General features: G+C 53.7%; 18 protein-coding genes and 1 pseudogene. 13 read left to right on the top strand and 6 right to left on the bottom strand.

Annotation, left to right across the window (positions count from 1 at the left end; translation table 11 throughout):
* Positions 1 to 2: 2 nt before the first annotated feature.
* On the bottom strand, positions 3 to 548 hold the full coding sequence (locus tag GTPT_RS03725; RefSeq protein ID WP_029990675.1) for an isochorismatase family protein: 546 nt from the start codon (positions 546 to 548) through the stop codon (positions 3 to 5).
* A gap of 637 nt (positions 549 to 1185) precedes the next feature.
* On the opposite strand from GTPT_RS03725, the gene GTPT_RS03720 reads away from it, so the two are divergent.
* Both GTPT_RS03720 and GTPT_RS03715 read left to right on the top strand, forming a co-directional pair.
* On the top strand, positions 1186 to 2061 hold the full coding sequence (locus tag GTPT_RS03720) for an SDR family oxidoreductase (protein WP_029990676.1): 876 nt from the start codon (positions 1186 to 1188) through the stop codon (positions 2059 to 2061).
* Positions 2062 to 2183: 122 nt separating this feature from the next.
* On the top strand, positions 2184 to 3437 hold the full coding sequence (locus GTPT_RS03715; protein ID WP_029990678.1) for a D-mannose isomerase: 1254 nt from the start codon (positions 2184 to 2186) through the stop codon (positions 3435 to 3437).
* A gap of 43 nt (positions 3438 to 3480) precedes the next feature.
* On the opposite strand, the gene GTPT_RS03710 is transcribed toward GTPT_RS03715, so the two are convergent.
* Positions 3481 to 3951 (bottom strand): YehS family protein, encoded by a 471-nt coding sequence (locus GTPT_RS03710; protein ID WP_025904124.1) that lies wholly within the window; start codon positions 3949 to 3951, stop codon positions 3481 to 3483.
* 303 nt (positions 3952 to 4254) lie between these two features.
* Here GTPT_RS03710 and mmuP point away from each other — a divergent pair, with 303 nt between their 5' ends.
* Both mmuP and mmuM read left to right on the top strand, forming a co-directional pair.
* On the top strand, positions 4255 to 5658 hold the full coding sequence (gene mmuP, locus GTPT_RS03705) for an S-methylmethionine permease (protein WP_029990680.1): 1404 nt from the start codon (positions 4255 to 4257) through the stop codon (positions 5656 to 5658).
* A 1-nt stretch (position 5659) separates the two neighbouring features.
* Positions 5660 to 6604: a homocysteine S-methyltransferase gene (gene mmuM / locus GTPT_RS03700; protein WP_025904123.1), complete on the top strand. Its 945-nt coding sequence runs from the start codon at positions 5660 to 5662 to the stop codon at positions 6602 to 6604.
* 293 nt (positions 6605 to 6897) lie between these two features.
* On the opposite strand, the gene GTPT_RS03695 is transcribed toward mmuM, so the two are convergent.
* Together GTPT_RS03695 and GTPT_RS03690 are read right to left on the bottom strand one after the other, a co-directional pair.
* Complete coding sequence (locus GTPT_RS03695; RefSeq protein ID WP_029990682.1) at positions 6898 to 7683, bottom strand: ABC transporter ATP-binding protein; 786 nt, start codon at positions 7681 to 7683, stop codon at positions 6898 to 6900.
* Positions 7680 to 8750, bottom strand: a complete 1071-nt coding sequence (locus GTPT_RS03690; RefSeq protein WP_025904121.1) for a FecCD family ABC transporter permease — start codon at positions 8748 to 8750, stop codon at positions 7680 to 7682. The genes GTPT_RS03695 and GTPT_RS03690 overlap by 4 nt, the downstream gene beginning before the upstream one ends.
* A gap of 518 nt (positions 8751 to 9268) precedes the next feature.
* Here GTPT_RS03690 and GTPT_RS03685 point away from each other — a divergent pair.
* Positions 9269 to 10333: an ABC transporter substrate-binding protein gene (locus GTPT_RS03685; RefSeq protein WP_051170816.1), complete on the top strand. Its 1065-nt coding sequence runs from the start codon at positions 9269 to 9271 to the stop codon at positions 10331 to 10333.
* 54 nt (positions 10334 to 10387) lie between these two features.
* On the opposite strand, the pseudogene GTPT_RS03680 reads toward GTPT_RS03685, so the two are convergent.
* A pseudogene (locus GTPT_RS03680) lies at positions 10388 to 10927 on the bottom strand (helix-turn-helix domain-containing protein); the annotation flags it as partial.
* 104 nt (positions 10928 to 11031) lie between these two features.
* On the opposite strand from GTPT_RS03680, the gene GTPT_RS03675 reads away from it, so the two are divergent.
* Together GTPT_RS03675 and GTPT_RS03670 are read left to right on the top strand one after the other, a co-directional pair.
* On the top strand, positions 11032 to 11703 hold the full coding sequence (locus tag GTPT_RS03675; protein WP_423838519.1) for an AzlC family ABC transporter permease: 672 nt from the start codon (positions 11032 to 11034) through the stop codon (positions 11701 to 11703).
* Positions 11693 to 12016 carry an AzlD domain-containing protein gene (locus GTPT_RS03670; RefSeq protein WP_025904117.1) on the top strand — a complete coding sequence of 108 codons (324 nt, stop codon included), beginning with the start codon at positions 11693 to 11695 and terminating at the stop codon, positions 12014 to 12016. The genes GTPT_RS03675 and GTPT_RS03670 overlap by 11 nt, the downstream gene beginning before the upstream one ends.
* A 149-nt stretch (positions 12017 to 12165) precedes the next feature.
* Here GTPT_RS03670 and GTPT_RS03665 read toward each other — a convergent pair whose 3' ends face one another.
* The gene (locus GTPT_RS03665; RefSeq protein ID WP_029990689.1) at positions 12166 to 13074 is read right to left on the bottom strand and encodes a LysR family transcriptional regulator; all 909 of its coding nucleotides are present in this window, start codon (positions 13072 to 13074) and stop codon (positions 12166 to 12168) included.
* Between the two features lie 416 nt (positions 13075 to 13490).
* Between GTPT_RS03665 and GTPT_RS03660 the strand changes: the two genes are divergently transcribed.
* The 6 genes from GTPT_RS03660 (at position 13491) to GTPT_RS03635 (ending at position 20568) form a co-directional block, all read left to right on the top strand.
* Entirely contained in the window at positions 13491 to 14174 is a 684-nt protein-coding gene (locus GTPT_RS03660; RefSeq protein WP_029990691.1) for a nucleoside recognition domain-containing protein, read from the top strand.
* On the top strand, positions 14167 to 14634 hold the full coding sequence (locus GTPT_RS03655) for a YjiG family protein (RefSeq protein WP_025904112.1): 468 nt from the start codon (positions 14167 to 14169) through the stop codon (positions 14632 to 14634). Before GTPT_RS03660 ends, GTPT_RS03655 begins: the two co-directional genes overlap by 8 nt.
* 63 nt (positions 14635 to 14697) lie before the next feature.
* Entirely contained in the window at positions 14698 to 15804 is a 1107-nt protein-coding gene (locus GTPT_RS03650; RefSeq protein WP_025904111.1) for an amidohydrolase, read from the top strand.
* A 158-nt stretch (positions 15805 to 15962) separates the two neighbouring features.
* Complete coding sequence (locus tag GTPT_RS03645; RefSeq protein WP_051170808.1) at positions 15963 to 17312, top strand: glycoside hydrolase family 28 protein; 1350 nt, start codon at positions 15963 to 15965, stop codon at positions 17310 to 17312.
* A gap of 276 nt (positions 17313 to 17588) precedes the next feature.
* Complete coding sequence (locus GTPT_RS03640) at positions 17589 to 18200, top strand: methylthioribulose 1-phosphate dehydratase (protein WP_025904109.1); 612 nt, start codon at positions 17589 to 17591, stop codon at positions 18198 to 18200.
* Positions 18201 to 18252: 52 nt separating this feature from the next.
* A complete protein-coding gene (locus GTPT_RS03635; RefSeq protein WP_029990694.1) occupies positions 18253 to 20568 on the top strand; it encodes a molybdopterin-dependent oxidoreductase in 2316 nt (771 codons plus the stop codon).
* The last annotated feature ends 83 nt before the right edge of the window (positions 20569 to 20651 follow it).

Raw genomic sequence — 20651 nt, 5'->3', positions numbered from 1 at the left:
TTTCAGCACAGTCCCTGCCGTTGCAGGCATTCATCTACCGTACAGACATCGGCAAAGCGCCCATTCAGTACCATACTGGTGTGCTGCCTGATTTCATCAGCTGTATATTCACGGCCCTGCCATTGCATCGCAAAGGTTAGCGTGGCTTCACTGACAAACTGTACCTCAAATCCTGAATCGCGAGCGACTCTGGCCGTAGTTTCGCAACATTGCTCTGTCCGCATTCCACAGATAATCAGCCGGCCGATAGCTTCCTCTATGAGCCAGTCAGATAACGAAGAGTCAGCCAAAGCATTGTGGACGTGTTTATGTGCTGTTTTCGCAGCAGTATGACGTAAAAAGGACATCCGTTTCACATAACCGGAATCCGGAGCAAACAGTCCCTCACTGACATGAAATATATCCACGACGGGGATCTCCAGCGCTTCGCAGCCTGAAATCAACCGGCAGATACTGGCAGAAAATGCCGGAAAATCTGCGTCTGACCAGTCATCACGGTGTAAAAAAGAATCCTGAACATCAATCACCAGTAATGCACTTTTCATAATTATCTCCCGTCAGTCATCATCCGGTCAGTAGTATCTCTCTGAATGATGAGCCTGATAAGGTCGGATCAGGACAGACTGATGCCAGCCAAAGACAAAACTACGCTACAGGACCGTCAGCGGCATGCCGGGCTCATCAGGCACCCTACCGCAGCATCCGCCATTACCATTCAATACCGATAGCGAAAATGACCAGTATCAGGCAGGATAACCGTTCCGGAGGCCAGTGAAGATATCGTGTCACACCGGTATCAGCCCACGAATATACCTTCCGTTGCCGCAGTTGTTTCTGAATATATTATTTATCGTCCGAACGCTACTATCAGTGAAAATATTGTTCCCGTCACTGAATTGTCAGGGGGAAAACCTGCCGGGATACACTGCCTCGCCCTGCCAAAACAACATTCAAAATATAACTTAAAACAATAAGATAACTAATTTTTAACCTTAATATTCCCGACAAATATTCTGCATTTCTGCCGACATTACAGTGGTTTCTGCTGGTTATTCGACAACCGGGTATCGCCTTCTATACTTAAATCGTTCTGAAGTTTAACGAGTGCGGTTAACAAACTTCTGCGGCATCAGGCTTCGGAATGCCGTTTTGTTAACCGTTCGATTAACATAACCGGAGGGAAATATGGTTCAGAAGATAACTATCCATGCTCAGTCACAAACTCTGCCCGGCAGCGATGAAAAGCTGAAGCCTGCAGCAGTCTTTATACGGGATGACTATAAAGGCAGCGGAAAGCTGGCGGGTAAAGTAGCCCTGGTCACCGGGGGTGATAGTGGTATCGGACGTTCGGTTGTGCAGCATTTTGCCCGGGAAGGTGCCGATATTGCCCTGACCTATTTACCTGACAGTGAAGATGAAGCGCAGGATGCAAAAATTGCACAACAACTGGTGGAAAAGGAAGGCCGTAAATGCGTGACTTATCCGGTCGATCTGCGTAAAGCGGAAAACTGCCGCCAGCTGGTCGATAGCGTGGTCAAAGAGTTCGGTAAACTGAATATTCTGGTGAATAACGCCGGGACTCAGTATCCGAATGAAGATATTACCACCCTGAGCGACGAAAAATGGCTGGATACGTTTGATGTGAATATTCACTCAGTATTCTTCATGACCAAAGCCGCCCTGCCTCACCTGCAGGAAGATGACAGCATTATCAATACTACTTCCGTCAATGCGTATGTCGGCCCGGAAATGCTGCTGGATTATACGGCGACCAAAGGTGCGATTGTCAGTTTCACCCGCGCACTGTCTAATCAGATCGCCGCGAAAGGGATCCGGGTGAATGCTGTGGCACCAGGCCCGGTGTGGACCCCGCTGCAACCCGCGACGCTCGGGGACTATAACAAGGATCTGCTGGAAGACTTTGGCCATGAAACCCCGATGGGCCGTGCCGGTCAGCCTTCTGAGCTTGGCCCGGTCTATGTATTCCTGGCAAGCCTTGATTCTTCCTTTATCAGTGGCCAGGTACTGCACCCTAACGGCGGTATCATGGTCGGCGGCTAAGCCGCTCTCCCCTGTCTGCGCAGCGCAGCCCCCCGGCTGCCTGCGCATCGAATAACGTTGTTTTTATAAGGACTGCCGCAGCCTGCCGGCGGCGGTCTGACGCCCTGAATACAGAGGATACTATGTTATTTAAACAATTAACTGACAGCTGGCTGAGCATGCCTTATCACCATGACTGGCTGGAAAAAGAGAGCCGTCGCCTGATGGCGTTTTACCGCAATTCAAAACATCCTAAGGGCGGGTTCGGTGCGCTGGATATCCATGGCAATCTGCCATCGGATGCACAGCCGGAGAGCATGCTCACCGCCAGGATGACCCACTGTTTCTCCATCGCGTCATTACAGGGCGAGCCGGGAGCCGGAGATCTGGCCAAATGGGGGGTCGATGCTTTACGTGGTGTGCTGCGTGATAAAGAGTTCGGCGGCTGGCTGGACGGGCTCCCGGAGCAATCACCTGACGGGCGGAAACAGGCCTATCTGCATGTTTTTGTTACCCTTGCTGCATTAAGTGCCACATTAGCCAATATTGAGGGTGCGCAGGAGCTTCTGGACGAAGCGAAAGATATTATGGATAACCGTTTCTGGTCAGACAAAGAAGGACGGCTACAGGAAAGTTTCGCCCGTGACTGGAAAGATCCGGAGGCCTATCGCGGGGGCAACAGTAATATGCACGCCACCGAGATGTTTGTACAACTGGCCGATGTGACGGGTGAAAGTAAATGGCGTCAGCGGGCACTGTCTATCGTTACCCATATTATTCATAAGCACGCCAAATCGAATAAGTATCTGCTTGCCGAACATTTCGATGAAAACTGGCAGGAATGGCACGACTACAATAAAGACAAACCGACCGATGACTTCCGTCCGTACGGGATCACGCCGGGGCACGCCTGTGAGTGGGCACGTCTGCTGTTACACCTGGAAGCGGCGTTGTTGCGGAATAATGAACACACACCGGAGTGGTTGCTGGCAGATTCAAAAGGGTTATTTGAAACCGGCCTGAAGTATGGCTGGTTTGTGGATGGTCAGCCGGGCCTGGTGTATACCCATGACTGGGATAAGAAACCCGTGACCAACAACCGTCTGCACTGGACGGTGGCGGAGAGTTGCTCCACTGCCGCCAGTCTGCTGAAGCGTACCGGGGATTTGACCTATGAGCGCTGGTATCGCACATTGTGGGATTATATTGCCAATTATCTGATAGATCAGAAAAACGGTAGCTGGTGGCACGAACTGGATGCTCAAAACAAACCCTCTTCCGTGGTCTGGTCCGGGAAACCCGATATCTACCACGCATGGCAACTGACGCTGAACAGCCGTTTACCGCTCGCACCGACACTGGGCACCGCAGTAAAACTTGGGCTGGACCGGATGTAACCCCGTAATACTCCCCCGCCTTGTACCGGCAGGGGAGCCTTCATTATTTCTTCGCTTTACGCACCCGCTCAGCCAGACCTTTCAGGATATAACGCAGTACCTGATCCCCGCACTCGCGGTAGTTTTTATGCCCTTCTTTACGGAAAAAAGCACTCAGCTCATTTTCTGACATCGCAAAATCCACAGATTTCAGAATGTCATGTAAATCCTCGGTTTTCAGCTCAAACGCCACGCGCAATTTTTTCAGCATGACATTATTGGTCACGCGCTTCTCTACTTCAGGAGCAGGATAGCGCGGGTCACGACCACGGCGGTAGAATATCAGGCCGTTCAGAAAATGTGCCATGACCTTATCGTTACATGCCAGGTAGCCCGGCTCGCCTTCTTTAACCAGATAGCCACTCATTTCCTTGAGGCTGACTTCCGCCCCCCCTGAAATAAGAATTTCCAGCATTTTTTCATCACGAAGGTCGAGCATATAGCGAACACTACGCAAAACGTCATTGTGCATCATGGTATTAATTTCCTGAAATCATCGGACCGGTCTCCCGGCAACTGCCTGTTTAACTACTTCTGGCCAGGCATTATACAAGTCTCACCGCGCGGGTCGCCTGTTAGTTGATAAAAAAGCCGGATTAATAGTGCTGAAGCATAAAAATTGCGGCGATGGGAATATTCAGCCGCCAGTCAGCCATTATTGCACCTCTTTTCCGGCCCGCTCCCCCTGAGCGTACCCTGTGATTTTTTGCATTTCAAAGTGGATGCCGGTATAACTTCGCTCATCTCACGTTAGACATCTAACCATTCAGAAGGCTACATGCAGACATCTTCAACTACCGCGCCGCTGAAGCGCACCATGAAAGCCCGTCATCTGGTGATGCTGTCACTGGGCGGGGTGATCGGGACCGGATTATTTTTTAACACCGGCTATATTATCTCCACCACAGGGGCGGCAGGGACACTCCTCGCCTATCTTATCGGTGCGCTGGTGGTCTGGCTGGTGATGCAATGTTTAGGTGAACTGTCAGTCGCAATGCCGGAAACAGGCGCATTCCATGTCTATGCCAGTCGTTATCTTGGCCCAGCCACCGGCTATACGGTAGCCTGGCTCTACTGGCTGACCTGGACCGTCGCCCTCGGCTCCAGCTTTACGGCGGCCGGTTTCTGTATGCAGTACTGGTTTCCGCAGGTCCCGGTCTGGGTCTGGTGCCTGGTTTTTTGCGTACTGATTTTCGGCCTGAATGTGGTATCTACCCGCTTTTTTGCCGAAAGTGAATTCTGGTTCTCTCTGCTCAAAGTCTTCACTATCGTACTGTTCCTGATCCTGGGCGTTGCCGCCATGACCGGGCTGCTACCGATGCACGACGGAACGCCTGCCCCCGGCCTGCATAACATCACCGCTCAGGGCTGGTTCCCTCATGGCGGCCTGCCTATCCTGATGACGATGGTCGCGGTTAACTTCGCTTTTTCCGGGACCGAACTGATTGGTATTGCGGCCGGTGAAACTGAATCCCCGCATAAAGTGATCCCGATAGCTATCCGCACGACGGTGGTACGACTGATTATTTTCTTTGTGGGGACCGTATTTGTGCTTGCAGCCCTGATCCCTATGCAGCAGGCCGGTGTCGAGAAAAGTCCCTTTGTACTGGTGTTTGAAAAGGTCGGTATTCCCTATGCCGCAGGGATCTTTAATCTGGTGATCCTGACCGCTATTCTTTCGGCAGCAAATTCCGGTCTGTATGCTTCCGGCAGAATGTTATGGTCACTGGCAAATCAGAATACCCTGCCACAATGCTTTGCCCGGGTCACAAAACGGGGCGTTCCTTTAACGGCACTGTCGGTCAGTATGCTCGGCGGACTGCTGGCGCTGGCTTCCAGCGTCATCGCGCCGGACACGGTTTTTGTGGCGTTGTCGGCTATCTCCGGTTTCGCCGTCGTCGCCGTCTGGCTGAGTATCTGTGCCTCGCATTATGTCTTCCGCCGCCGTCATGTGCAGCAGGGTAAACCACTGAGTGATTTGCTCTATCGCGCACCGTGGTATCCTGTGGTACCGGTACTGGGCTTTATTTTATGCCTGGTCGCCTGTGCCGGTCTGGCCTTTGACCCGGATCAGCGTATAGCGTTATGGTGCGGAATTCCTTTTGTCGCCCTCTGCTATCTGGCTTATTTTATTACCCGCAAGCTGAGCCGGGCCAACGCCGCTCAGCCTCAGGAGCAGTAACATGCGACCCAATAATCCTTTATTCTCCGTGCTCCGTGAGCAGCCTTTTTTACTGCTCGACGGCGCGATGGCTACGGAACTGGAAAACCGTGGCTGTCAGCTGGCAGACAGCCTGTGGTCGGCCAAAATCCTGCAGGAAAACCCGCAACTGATTGAACAGGTGCATTACGATTATTTTCAGGCGGGGGCCCGTTGTGCGATCACCGCGAGCTATCAGGCCAGCCTCCCGGGGTTTGCCGCACGGAATATCTCTGCCGGTGAGGCTCAGGCTCTGATACGCCTGAGCGTGACCCTGGCGGCCAACGCCCGCCACCGGTATTTATCGGAGCACCCCCAGGCCGGGCCGTTACTGATTGCCGGCTCTGTCGGGCCTTACGGGGCTTATCTGGCTGACGGTTCTGAATACCGGGGGGATTACCAGCGCAGCCTCCGGCAATATCAGGACTTTCACCGGCCGCGAATTGCCGCATTGATCGAAGCCGGGGCGGATCTGCTGGCCTGTGAAACACTGCCCTCTTTTGATGAAATCCGGGCACTGGCAGAGCTGCTGAACGAATATCCCCGTACTACCGCCTGGTTCTCGTTTACCCTGAAAGATGCACAGCATCTGAGTGACGGCACGCCACTGAGTGAAGTGGTCGCCTTTATCGAAGGCTATCCCCGTATCGTCGCCATCGGAATCAACTGCATTGCGCTGGAGGATACGACTGAAGCGTTACGCCATCTGCATTCACTGACGCCACTCCCGCTGGTGGTGTATCCGAATTCCGGCGAACATTATGATCCGGTCAGTAAGACCTGGCATCATCAGCCTCATGGCTGTGCAACACTGAGTGATTATCTGCCGGCATGGCTGGCGGCCGGTGCCCGGGTGATCGGCGGGTGCTGCCGTACGACTCCGGCTGATATTGCGGTGTTACACCGTTTACAGACCGCGTCTGCCTGACGCTACCCCTGCCGACGGCCGGGCACACCGTGCTCTGCCGTCGGCCCCGCGAATTCAGACGTGTTATCCCCGGAAAGAAGTAAATGCTGTGCTCTCCGCGACTTCTGACGTGTCCGGGAGGCAGAGAACCGCTCAGGCTTATCAGGTAAATTCTGAGGAAACGGTGAACATTGCAGGTAAAGAAGCGGTGACTGCACACAGAAGTTCAGAGGGGAGATAACACAAGGTCAGCCTGCAAAGGGATCGGGAGTGGATCCTAAGGGCGGATAGCCAGAGGCTATCCGCAATAACGGTTACAGGTTGCCGCTGACCAGCCCATCAATATGAACCTGCGGTACCCCCTGAGAACACAATTCGATCCGTCCACGGACACCATACACTTCGGCCAGGCTTTCCGGGGTAATGACATCCGCAGGCGCGCCGCTGGCCACAATCCGTCCGGATTTCATCATCACCACATGATCACTGTGTCGCAGGGCGATATTAATATCATGCAGAACAACCACCGTGACCATATTGCGCGCACGGGTCTCTTTACTGACCAGGCTCATCACATGGTACTGATAATTGAGATCCAGTGCACTGAGCGGTTCGTCGAGTAACAGCAGGGACGGATTACGCACCAGCGACTGGGCCAGACCGACCATTTGTTTCTGGCCCCCGGACAACTCATCCATATATCTGAGCGCCAGCGACGCAATCCCGACTTCATCCAGTAACTGCAGTATACGTTCCGGTGAGACATCCGCCCCCTGCTGTCCCGTGGCTCTGGCCGACACCAGCACGGATTCTAATACCTGCAGATGGACCCCGGAAGGCAGGCTCTGAGGCAGATAGACAACTTTATCGCCACGCTCTGCCAGAGATAAGTGGTTGATATCTTTATTATCCAGCCAGATTTCCCCCTCCGCCCGGTTTAACCCGGCCAGGGCGCGCAGCAGGGTAGACTTACCGCACCCGTTCGGTCCCAGTAATACCGTTACCTTACCCCGTGGAATAGCCTCCAGGGACATTTCACTGATCACCGGATGACGACGATAACCGGTACTGAGCCCCTTAATACTCAGGGAATCACTCATAAGTTCCCCCGGTGACGCAGAATGATAACAATGAAGAACGGCACACCCACCAGCGAGGTGATAATACCAATCGGGATAATGACTCCGGGGACAATATTTTTTGATACCACAGAGGCCAGGGATAACACCAGCGCACCAATCAGACCACTGGCGGGCAGATAAAAGCGGTGATCCTCACCCACCAGTTGCCGGGCGATATGGGGTGCCACCAGGCCGATAAATCCGATAGGCCCGACAAAGGCCACGGCCAGGGCAGACGCCAGGCTGATGCGGATTAATGACGACATCCGCAGACGGGCAACATCAATACCAAAACTGGCCGCCCTGTCTTCCCCCAGACGCAGTGCGGTCAGTTGCCAGGCACTCTTCAGTGCCCAGGGCAGCAGTATCACTATGGCGGCGGCCAGGATCCCCAGTTTCGGCCAGGAGGCCCTCCCCAGGCTACCCATCGTCCAGAAGACCAGCGATTGCAGGGTATCTTCACTGGCGATAAATTGCATCATGGCGACCAGGGCATTAAAGGTAAAGACCAGGGCAATACCGAACAGCACAACGGTGGTGCGTGTATTTACGGTGCGGCGGCTGACCAGATTCAGAATAAACGCCGTCAGAATGGCAAAAATAAAGGCGTTCCCGGTGACCAGCCAGGTTCCGGGGATCCAGGGGATACCGACCCCGAGGACCAGCGCTAACGCAGCACCGAACGAGGCAGCGGAGGAAACGCCCAGAGTGAAAGGACTGGCCAGCGGGTTATTGAGGATTGTCTGCATCTCACTCCCCGCCATTCCCAGGGCAAAACCGACCACCACGGCCATCAGCGTGAAAGGCAGACGGATATCCCAGACGATCACCCGGGTCGCAGCATCAACACCGGCCGGATGCACCAGCGCACGTAACAGCGTCATCAGGTCAAGGTGTGCCGGTCCTATCGTAAAATCGAGGATAACGCTACAGCAGATAGCAATCACCAATACCAACAACAGGACGACACGTTTACGAATAAGTTTTCGATACTCGGCACCGATACCACCACGTTCATGGGTAACGGATTCTGTCACAGTACTCATTAATGATATTTCCACGTTCCGGAACTAACGATATTGTTTTGTGCGGCTTATTCATTCGCCGTATCAGGGTGACAGCGATAAACCGGTGAAGAGTGGCAGTGATCCTGCCCTGATCCGTCCGCGACAAAATATAATAATAATCATTCCGAATGATACCGCGAAACCGAATGAATACAACGCTAAACAGTTTACACAACGTGAATAGCCGCAATATAAAGCCTGTATTTTCCGCCGGTCAGGGCCGGAACAACGGGTTGCGGAAACATCTCACGGCAGATAGTTACTCCCGGTAACATACAGCAGATATCTGCAGCTCAAATTATAGTTAATAATTATTATGATATAGATTCTCATTCAACCACCTCTCCGGCCCTGTTCTTTTTCGGCTTACCCCATGGCCACGAGGGAGAAACAATTCAGGAAAGCTAATGAATAACGCCATTAAACGTCGTCATCCTCTCATACGCTATGCCCGTCATTGTGTCACTGCCGCGGTGTGTTTCTCCCCTCTGGCCGCGATGGCAACAGATTACCCGCTGACCGTACAGGATATGGATCACCAGACTGTCGTTATCAGCCATGAACCGAAACGAATTATTCTGCAGGATGGCCGCGATATTATGGCGCTGGCCCTGCTCGACAGAGCGGACCCGTTCGCGCGGGTCATTAGCTGGAATAATCTGATCAAAAAACAGGACGGTCAGGAATGGGCAGTTCTGAAAGGAAAATGGCCTCAGGCCGCGGCTATCCCGGATATGGGATTCTCAGACCAGGGGGAAGTGAATACTGAAACGGTGATTTCCAGTCACCCGGACCTGCTCATTGCACAGTTGCGGGCCAAACCGGCACTGGAACAAACCGGTGTTTTAAAACGTTTCCGTGAATTGCATATTCCCGTACTGTTCCTGGATTATGAACTCCACCCTATTCAGGATACGGTACCCAGCATTACGTTACTGGGGAAAGTGCTTAATAAAGAGAGTAACGCCAAAGCCTTCACTGATTTTTATACCGAACGCCTGAACCGGATTGAATCTGTCGTCAGCAAAGCACCGAAAAAGCCGCTGGTCTTCATCGAACCTATCGCCGGTAATTCAGATAACTGCTGCTTCACTCACGGCACCAATGGCTGGGGCGGATTAGTGGCTGCTGCGGGCGGGATTAATATCGGCTCCGAATTACTGAAAGGGGCATCCGGCTTTATTAACCCTGAAAAAATTATTGCGATGCGCCCTGACTGGTACCTGATGACCGGTTCAAAACGTGGCGCGGCAGGGAACCCGGTATTGCCGTTCGGTTACAATACCCAAATCACACAGATCAAAGCCAGCTTTGACAACCTGTTAAAACGTACTGCTGTCGCGACGATCCCGGCGGTCTCTGAAGGGCATGTCGGCGGGGTGTATCATCATTTCTACAACCATCCGTGGAATATTATAGGGGTGGAAATCCTGGCGCACTGGTTCTATCCGCAGCAGTTTGCTTCGCTGGATCCGACTGCCGATTACCACTATATCGTGACCCATTTCACGCAGTTACCGAATGACCCGGTCAATCTGAGTTATTCACCGGTCAGTCAGTAATCCCTGCCAGGGGAAGCCCGTATCGGGCTTCCCTGCCCGGACATCCGCCCGATGTTCTGCCACCAGTAAAGCTTCGGTATCTTTTTCTAACGCACGGAAAATATGCGGCAGATCCCCCGGGTAACACAGGTAGTCGCCTTCATTCAGCTCCACCGGATTATCCGCCAATCCGACTAATGCCCGCCCGCGCACCAGAATAATATGTTCAACAGAACCCGGCAGATGTGGCTGTGACAACCTGTCCTTGCCTGGCTGGACCTGCAGGGTATAGATATCGCGTCTTGCCCCGGGCGGACAGTTGGCCAGCAGGATCGCCTGGTAACTTGCCTGTCCGGAATCGACAGCCATCCCTTCCCCCTTTCGCAATAACCGGATGGCCGTACTGCCGTCTTCCAGTAACCGGGCAAATGGCATATCCAGTGCCATACATAAGGCCCAGAGTGTTTCCAGGCTGGGATTACCGCTGCCGGATTCCAGCTGAGACAGTGTGGACTTCGCAATCCCGGCTCTGCGGGCCACTTCAGCCAGTGACAGACCGGCTCTCTGCCGCTCCTGACACAGATTGCGCGAAATAATACTGATAGGGGGTTTCATAGGGCCTCACCGTTCGCTATAAAGAACGAAACGTTCTTGTTGAAAAACACTGTCAGGGTGTTCATTATAAGTATATCAACGTTCATTTTAACGGTATCCCTATGCTGGCTCCACTCTATTCCGCCTTACCCCGTGATGTTGTTAAAGCTATTTTCCTGGTCTGTCTGGCCGATGGTGTTGTGGCAGTCTCTTATGGATCACTGGCCGGCAGTCTCGGATTCCCGCTATGGGTACCTTTAGCGCTGTCCGTGATCGTGATGGCAGGCGCGTCTGAATTTATCTTTATCGGTATCGTTGCCGCCGGGGGGAGTCCTCTGGCGGCAGCGGCTGCCGGCTTGCTGGTAAATGCCCGCCATATCCCGTTTGGTATTGCCGTCAGTGACCTGACCGGGCGCGGATGGCGAGGTATTGCCGGCAGCCATATGATGAATGATGAAAGTGTTGTATTCGGGTTATCGCGTCCGGATAAACATCAGCAACGAGCCGCCTACTGGCTGTGTGGTACCGGTATCGCCCTCTGCTGGCCCGCAGGTGTACTGGGGGGATCCCTGATGGGTAAACTTCTGCCGGACCCGTCAGTGATCGGTTTAGACAGCGTCTTTCCGGCCATTATGCTGGCGCTGGTGATCCCATCACTGAAGAAAAAAGTCACCCGGAAGCGCGCCGGTTCCGGTGCTCTGCTGGCCCTGGCCACAGTTCCCTGGCTGCCTGCAGGCTTACCGGTACTGGTCTCGCTCGCCGGGCTGGTGATGGGGAGCAAAAAAAATGAGCAATAGTCCGGCACTTTGGGGGTGCATTCTCTTACTGGGGGCGGGCACCTTTCTGATGCGCTATATCAGTAGCCGTCTTGGACACCGGTGGGTACTTCCGGAATCATGGCAACAGCGCTTATCCGACGCCGCCACCACCTTACTGCTTTCGGTGGCGGTGATTGCCACCTTTTATCATGATAACCATTTCGCAGGTTTTGCCCGGACAGGCGGCGTCGCGGTCGCACTGCTGTTGACGCTACGCCGTACCCCGTTAATTGGAGTGATCCTGTCGGCGGCAGCAGTCACCGCACTTCTGCGTCTCGCGGGCATTCCCTGAGCGGTGGTGAGGGGGATGTGCAGGCAAGTTGACGGCAGAAATACCGGTTCCGGCCGGGGGATATGAACCAGCGGTTATCACTGCACAGAATGCTGACACAGTGCCTGACCGAAGGCGCAAAACAGCAGCAAACAGCCGTTCCGCGTCCGTCAGCGACCTGATATTGCCTGGTCGTCGTCAGTCATTTCACTGAAATAGTTACGCAATAACTGCCACAGATGATGTGCCGCCGGGGTAAAACGGCGATCTGAATTACGCAGCAAATGGCATTGCGTTTCATGTGCGACCGGATTGTCTATTGGTATTGCGACCAGTTGCCCTGAGGAAATCATCGGCTCAGCCGCCCTGGCGGACATGCAGGCGATACCGAGACCCGCCGCACTGAGTTCCAGTGCGGTAGAAAAGAGATTGCACCGATAAGATGGCGTAAAAATCAGGCCACTGTGACGGAACATGGTATTCATATATCGCTGTAATCCGAACTGATCCGTCAGAGCAATCAGTCGTTGCCCGGCCAGCGTTTCGATAGTCACCCGTGGCTCGCCGCTTAACGGATGATCCGGCGTCATGACGGCACAAACCGGTCCCCAGTGAAAACTGTATCGTTTGACCTCCGGGCTGCCGACAGGCCCGAAGGCCAATGCCATATCGGTGTCCCCATGAACCACGGCATTCAGCATTTCATGCATACTGGCCACGGTGATATCGACAAAAACCTGCGGATAGGCACCGGAAAAGGTCGTCATAATCTCACGGATAAAAGTGCTGACTAATCCGCCACCGATGCGGACCGAAACACTTCCCCCTTTCATGTGCCGTAAATCCCGCAGGTGCGCTTCCAGCTTATATCGCCGCTGGCGACTTTCGAAGTAATCTCCGGCCAGTAAACGTCCCGCTTCGGTCAGAACAACAATCCGGCCACGCCGTTCAAGCAGGGGTAATTGTAATTCCCGCTCAAGTTGCGAGATCTGGCGGCTGATCACCGAAGGATTAATCCCCAGGATATCTGCTGCGCGGCGGATCCCTCCCTGGACACCCACTTCATACAAATAACTCATCGGTTTTTCATGAAATTTCTGCACGTCAGTCTCTGTTAACTGTTGACCGGGAAGCAACAATAACACCGTTCACAGGACATTTATATTTTTATAAACCTTAACGATAATCGGATAAAACCGAGGCATCAGATATAAAAAAATAATTTTCTGATTGCACTTCAGGGAAGCACCAGAAGAGTGCGAACTGCACCACGATAAACAGTGAAATATATTAATAACAATAAAGCTATTTTCCTTTTTTATGTTATTTATAAATTTTACAGAGTTTATAAACAGCAGGTTAGCGGATTTTTATGCCTGTGTTTTAAACCCGGTATGAAAGTTGTTAAACATCTATTTTGTGGACAGACAAAATATTAACTCAGGTTCTCCGACACCAGGGAAACTTATCACTACAATAAATACAGAGAATAATTATGAGCGATAACAACATCAGCAACCAAAGTCAGGATAAGGACGAAAACGCCCTTAAAGTGACGCCAGGAGCATGGATAGCTCTGATAGCCGTTTTACTGGTCTTTTCAGGACTGTTTTTTAAAGTCAAAGACATGGCCTGGCTGGGGGCCTTTGACTTTACTACGCTCGGCGGAGCCTTCGGGACCATGAAGGACGGGGCCGGAGGGACCTTCGTTGGCAGCGGAGGGGTCGGGGCGAAAGCAGGCTTTCTGTTTGCACTGTCATTAGTCCCGACGGTGATGCTGGCGCTGGGATTACTGGAGATTTTTACCCATTATGGCGCTATCCGTGCAGCCCACCGGTTGTTAACCCCGTTACTGAAACCGCTGCTGGGGTTACCCGGTTATACCGGGCTTGCATTAATCACGGATTTACAAAGTACCGATGCCGGCGCGGCTCTCAGTAAAGAACTTTATGACAGCAAAAAAATCACCCGTAAACATGTCGTGATTATGGGATCCTGGCAATATTCCGGCGCCGGACTGATTAATAACTACTTCGCTATCGGTTCGGCATTATTTGCTTCTCTGACCACCCCGTTAATTGTCCCGTTATTATTAATGTTTGTACTGAAATTTGTCGGAGCGGGTTTGGTAAGAGTCGCATTAAATACGGTCTACAGAAAGGATTTCATCAATGAGTAATCAGCTTAAAACCAGTGCCAATCCGTTTGATATCTTTGTCATCGGTGCCCGTAAAGGGTTCAATATTGCCATTAACAATCTGATGCCAAATGTCGTCATGGCCTATGTGATTGCCGAAATCCTGAACCTGCTCGGTATTATGCAGATGATTGGCCACCTCTGTGCCCCGCTGATGGGTATTTTTGGCCTGCCGGGCGAAGCGATTACCGTCTTACTCACCGCGTGGCTTTCTTCGTCGGCGGGTACCGGTGTGGCTGTCAGTCTGCTGACGAAAGGAACGCTGGACCCCGCTCAGGTCACCATTCTTATTCCCGCTATCTTTCTGATGGGTGCCCAGTTGCAGTATATGGGCCGTTTACTGGGGGTGGCGGATGTGCCTAAAAAATACTGGCCGTTACTGATGCTGACCAGCATCGTTAATGCCGTTATCTCTATGCTGGTGATGCGTTTTATCGCCTGACACTCATTATTATTCGCACCGGCAGTCCGGATACTGCCGGTCAGCAGATCACCGGAGTTAACTATGTCACGTACCTTAGACCATTTTAATGTGTTGCACGAAATCCCCGAACTGGGATTTGAAGAATTTAAAACGTCTGCGTATATCGCTTCTGCGCTGGAAGCCGCTGGCTTTACTGTCACCCGCCAGATCAACGGCACCACAGGGATCGTCGCCGAACTGGACAGTGGACAGCCGGGGCCGGTATTAGCCCTGCGGGCAGATATGGATGCCCTCGGCCACATTATTGACGGTCAGCATGTGGCACGCCATACCTGCGGCCATGACGGTCATTCCTCTGTCGTGCTGACCGCCGCAGAGGAAACCCTTCGTGAAGGCCTGGTAAAAAAAGGCAAACTGAGGATCCTGTTCCAGCCAGCGGAAGAACTGGGGACCGGGGCCATCGCCATGGTGGAGGGAGGGGCTCTGGATAACGTGGATATGCTGCTGGGCTTCCATCTGCGTCCGGTAGAAGAGTGCCCGATGGGTCAGGCCGTGGCTGCGATGAATTACTCCGCATCCGCGACCATTGAAGCGGTATTTACCGGAAAAGCGGCCCATGCTGCCCGCCCGCATTTAGGCGTCAATGCGCTGGATGCGGCCGTTCAGGCGGTGCAGGCGGTGAATACTCTCCACCTTTCTCCGTCACTCACCTTCAGCGCCAAGGCCACCCGCTTTATTTCCGATGCCGGGGTCACTAACTCTATTCCTTCTGAAGCCCGTGTCTGCTGGGACCTTCGTTCGGCGGAAAATGCCCCGATGGAGGAACTGAAACAAAAAGTGACTGCAGCTCTGCAAGGCAGTGCCGCCGCCCTGGGTGCCACCGTCGATATTAAAATCCTTAAAGAAATGCCGGCAGCGATCATCGATAAAGAAGCCACGGCGGTGATCAGCCGCGCTATCTGCCAGCAACTGGGAGAAGATGCCCTGTTACCGAACAAAACCACACCGGGCAGCGAAGACTTTTTCCATTATTTACGCCTGTGCCCGCAGGTAAAAGGCGGATTCTGGGGCCTCGGCGCCAACCTGGTGCCGGGTTTGCATCATCCGGAAATGCATTTTGACCGGGATGCGCTGGCCATCGGGGTACGCATCTTTAAATCCTGTGTTCAGCAGGTCCTTGGCGAATAATCTCTGTGGCCCTCGCCCGGGGGCCACACCCTTATGCAGGATGTCTCTGTCTGAAAAATCTTTATACATTCAGATACGTTAATCTTTCTGTTGCTGACACCTTCACCCTAATAGATTGTTATTGTTTCTTTTTTCTTCGATGAACTCAGGAATGCCGTATGACTTGCGCAAAAAAGACCCCGCGTTTTCGGGGCTTATTTTTTTCTGTTCTGGCCTTTCCGGCACTGTGTAGCTCAGCCAGTGCGCTGGCAAACGCTCATGAATGTGCGCTATCGCTCACCGCAGGACAGGCACCGATCACCGGCCAGCTTCAGCAGGCTATTGATCACTGCAGCACGCGAGGGGGCGGAACCGTGACCTTACCGGCAGGGGTGTGGGTAAGCGGACCGCTGATGCTGAAAAGTCATGTCACTTTGCATCTGGCTGCCGGCAGCCGGTTAACCTCAACCGGTAATCCGGCTGATTTTAACGCCGCGTTTATCAGTAAACCGTTGCAGCCCCGTGAAGCATTGATTATCGCCACACACGTCCGGGACGTGGCGATCACCGGGCCCGGTACGGTGGATGGCCAGGGCCAGCATGCCTGGTGGCCGGTCGCGACGGATGCCCGTAACCATCTGAAACGGGGTGATACCCGATGGTTTGCCAGCCACTGGAAAGGGGTTCCAGCCGCTAACGGTATGCCCCGCCCCTGGCTGATTGAATTTGATCACGTCCGTGGCGGGAAACTCCGGGATGTGCAAGTGATCAACTCACCGATGTGGAATGTGGTCTTCCGCGACAGCCAAAATATCGTCATGAGCCACAGCTCTGTCACCAATCCCCCTGACTCCCCGAATACTGACGGGGTCGATGTGGTTTCCTCACAGAATGTCCTGCTGCGTGACCTGAGGCTTTCCACCGGAGATGATGATATTTCGATCAAGTCCGGACTGGCAACGACCGGAAAAGCCCCTGCAAGCCGGGATATTACTATCGAGGATTGTGAAATCGACAACGGCCACGGCATCTCGGTCGGCAGTGAAACGGCCAACGGTATCGGGCGTATTACTGTGCGAAATATCCGCTTCCGGGGGACAGAGAACGGGATCCGTGTGAAATCCGGCCGTGATCGGGGAAGCGAGATCGGGCCACTGAGTGCCGATAATATCGTTATGACCGGCGTCAGAGTACCGCTGGTGATCACCGACAGCTATGGAGGTAACGGCGGCTACAGTCACCAGAGTCTCAGCGCGATTTCCCCTGAGCCCGTCAGTCGTTACACGCCGTTTATTCACGATATCTCCGTTAACCATCTGCAAGCCAGCGGAGCCGGAATGGCAGGAATGATCAGCGGACTGCCGGAAGCCCCGTTAAGCAACATTAGCCTGAAAAATATTACTATTTCTTCTGTCTCGGGAATGCAAAGCCGCTATGCAAACGGCACGCTGCACAATGTGAAAATCACCTCAGATCAGCATCCGCTGTCACTGCAACAGGGGCCGGGAAGCCACTGGAGAAAGAGTTAACCCAAGAGAACACAACAGCGGCCTCCTCTGGAGGCCGTTCACGCAATACACCGGGTCAGTCTGAAAGAGGCGGCACAATATTCCCGCACAGCAATCCCGCACAAAAGCGTGCCGGGTATGGCCGACGGCGACTCAAATAATCCGAAGTTATCGGCAACAAACCCTTTCCTGCAGGGCACTCCAGAGAATTATTGCTCCCCTGTCGACACAGTGTTAACATCCAGCCAGACGTTTAGATGGCTAAAAATAACTTCTCTGTAATATAAAGGAACCTGTATGTGGCAACAACGACTGACACAATTAGTAACCGCCTGCCACTGGATTGGCAGTAAAGGCTGGGCACCGGCCACCGGCGGTAATATGTCAGTCCGCGAGGATGAACAATGGTGCTGGCTGAGTGAGTCCGGGCGCGATAAAGGTACCCTGACTACCGACGATTTTCTGAAGGTAAATATCGCCACCTTACAGGCACCTTCCGGCCGTACCCCTTCTGCAGAAACCGGATTGCACACACTGATTTACCGCCTGTTTCCGGAGGCCAATGCGGTACTGCATGTGCACACCGTAAATGCGACGGTACTTTCACGTATTGAAAAAAATGCACAGCTGGCCCTGTCCGGCTATGAGATGCAGAAGTCCCTGACCGGCCAGCAGAGCCATCTGGATACCGTACCCATCGCAATCTTTGAAAATGATCAGGATATTGCTGCCTTGTCTGCACGCATAGAAGCCTATGCACAGCAGCACCCGCTTCACTATGGCTTCCTGCTGCGGGGTCATGGCCTGACCTGTTGGGGGAAGGATGTCAGTGAAGCCCGGCGTCATTTAGAAGGGCTGGAATTTTTGTTCGAATGCGAACTGAAACGCCGGCTTTATACCACCGAATAAGTCTCCTGCCACGCTGACAACATCGCCAATCCACCGGGTTAAGAAGATAATAATGAAAACTGAGCAGTTACTCACCTCCACCCATTGGGGGACTTACGAAGTCGAAACCTCCGGAGATAAGGTCACGGCGATGAAGCCCGTGCCCTGGGATAAAAACCCCTCGCGGATTGGTCAGTCGATGCCGGATGCCATTACCGGTAACACACGGATCCGTCGCCCGGCGGTCCGCCTGGGCTACCTGAAACACGGCCCGGACTCCCGGGAAGGCCGCGGCAAAGAACCCTTCGTTGAAGTCAGCTGGGAAGAAGCCTTATCTCTGGTCGCCCGTGATCTGCAGTCAGTAAAAGCCCGTCATGGCAACGAAGCCATCTTTGGCGGCTCCTATGGCTGGGGAAGCGCGGGGCGTTTCCACCACGTACAGAGTCAGTTGCACCGTTTTCTGAAAGGTTTTGGCGGATATACCGCCAGCACCAATACTTACAGCAGTGCTGCCGGTGAGCGTATTCTGCCTCATATTATCGGCCCGCTCAGCCCGCTGCATAAAAAACATACCCATTTCTCCGTGCTGGCAGAGCATTGTGAAGTCTTTGTCGCCATCGGCGGGCTGCCGGTCAGGAATTCTCAGGTAAACGTCGGCGGTGCCAGTGATCATATGCTGAAGCACTGGCTGGAAACGATGCAGGGGAACGGGGTGAAATTTATTAATGTCAGCCCGGTAAAAAATGATCTTAGCGCCGTCAGTAACGCCGAATGGCTGCCGGTCAGACCGGGAACTGACACGGCCTTGCTGCTGGCGCTGTGCCAGACCTTAGTCAGTGAAAATCTGCATGACCAGGCATTTATCGACAGCCATACCGTCGGTTTTGGTCCGCTGCGCCGCTATCTGAGCGGAGAAACAGACGGGGTGGTAAAAAATGCCGCCTGGGCGGCCCCCATTACCGGGCTGAGCACAGAACAAATTACCGGGCTTGCGCGGACACTGGCCAGCCACCGCAGTATGGTGAATATCTCCTGGTCTATACAGCGTTCCCGCCAGGGTGAACAGGCCTACTGGGCAACGGTGGCATTGACGGCCCTGCTGGGACAAATAGGCACACCGGGAGGCGGCCTGGCGTTCGGTTATGCCTGCACCAACCTGGCCGGAGCGGATCGTGTCGGTTTTTCCGGTCCCCGTTTGCCGGCCGGCGAAAATAAGGTCAAAACCGAAATTCCGGTCGCTCGTATTTCTGACCTGTTGCTGAACCCGGGCGGGGAATATCAGTTTGATGGTCAGGACTGTCGCTACCCGGATATTCGTCTGGTTTACTGGGCGGGCGGTAACGCCTTCCATCACCATCAGGATCTGAACCGTCTGGTCGAGGCCTGGCGACGTCCGGAAACCGTTGTCGTGCACGAGCAGTACTGGACGGCGCAGGCTAAGTTTTCCGATATCGTGTTACCGGCCACCACCGTGCTGGAACGTAATGATATCGGCAGCGGCAGTCATGATGGCTTTATGGTGGCCATGCGCCAGCATATTCCGCCGGTCAGTGAGGCGCGTGATGATTATGAGATTTTCAGCGGCCTGGCGGAGCAACTGGGGTTTGCGGAACAGTTTACTGAAAACCGTGATCCGGATCAGTGGCTGCGCCACATCTATGAAGAGTCCAGGCCCCGGGCAGAAGAAGACGGGATCACCCTGCCTGCATTTGATGATTTCTGGGAACAGGGAAAGCTGGAGTTTGAACGCCCTTCCAGGCCGCAGATTTTCTTAGCTGATTTCCGTGCCGATCCTGAAAAACATCCGCTGTCGACGCCGTCCGGAAAGATCGAACTTTACTCCGACACTATCGCTGCATTCGGTTACCGTGAATGCCCGGGATATCCTTTCTGGGACCCGCAGGAAGAACAATTCCAGCAGGAACAGGCACAGACCTGGCCACTGCATATGCTGTCCAGCCAGCCCCGCTCCCGTCTGCACAGCCAGTATGATCACGGCAGCTTCAGCCGCAGTACCAAAGTTCAGGGGCGTGAGCCTGTCTGGATGCATCCGCAGGATGCCGCCGAACGCGGCATCACCGAAGGCTCGGTGGTCCGGGTCTTTAACCAGCGCGGTGCTATGCTGGCCGGTGTCCATATCAGCGACCAGATCCTGGCGGGCGTGGTACAGATTTCCACCGGGGCCTGGTACGACCCGCAGGACCCGTCAACGCCTGGCTCACTCGATAAACACGGTAACCCGAATGTACTGACCGAAGACCGTGGCAGTTCACGCCTCGGTCAGGGATGCAGTGCCCAGAGCTGTAAAGTCGAAATTGAACGCTGGGAACAACCGTTGCCGGAAATTACCGCCTTTTCACCTCCGCCATTCTGTGATCGAAGTGAATAACGGCTGACTCTGCGGTTCCGCTGCCACAGGCGGAGCCGGGTTTCCCGGGCCCGGGCCGGAGGGATCCCGTCCGGCCGCATATC

Origin of the sequence: Tatumella ptyseos ATCC 33301 (assembly GCF_000735525.1) — a bacterium.
Taxonomy (GTDB): domain Bacteria; phylum Pseudomonadota; class Gammaproteobacteria; order Enterobacterales; family Enterobacteriaceae; genus Tatumella; species Tatumella ptyseos.
This window is presented reverse-complemented; position numbering and strand designations above follow the sequence as displayed.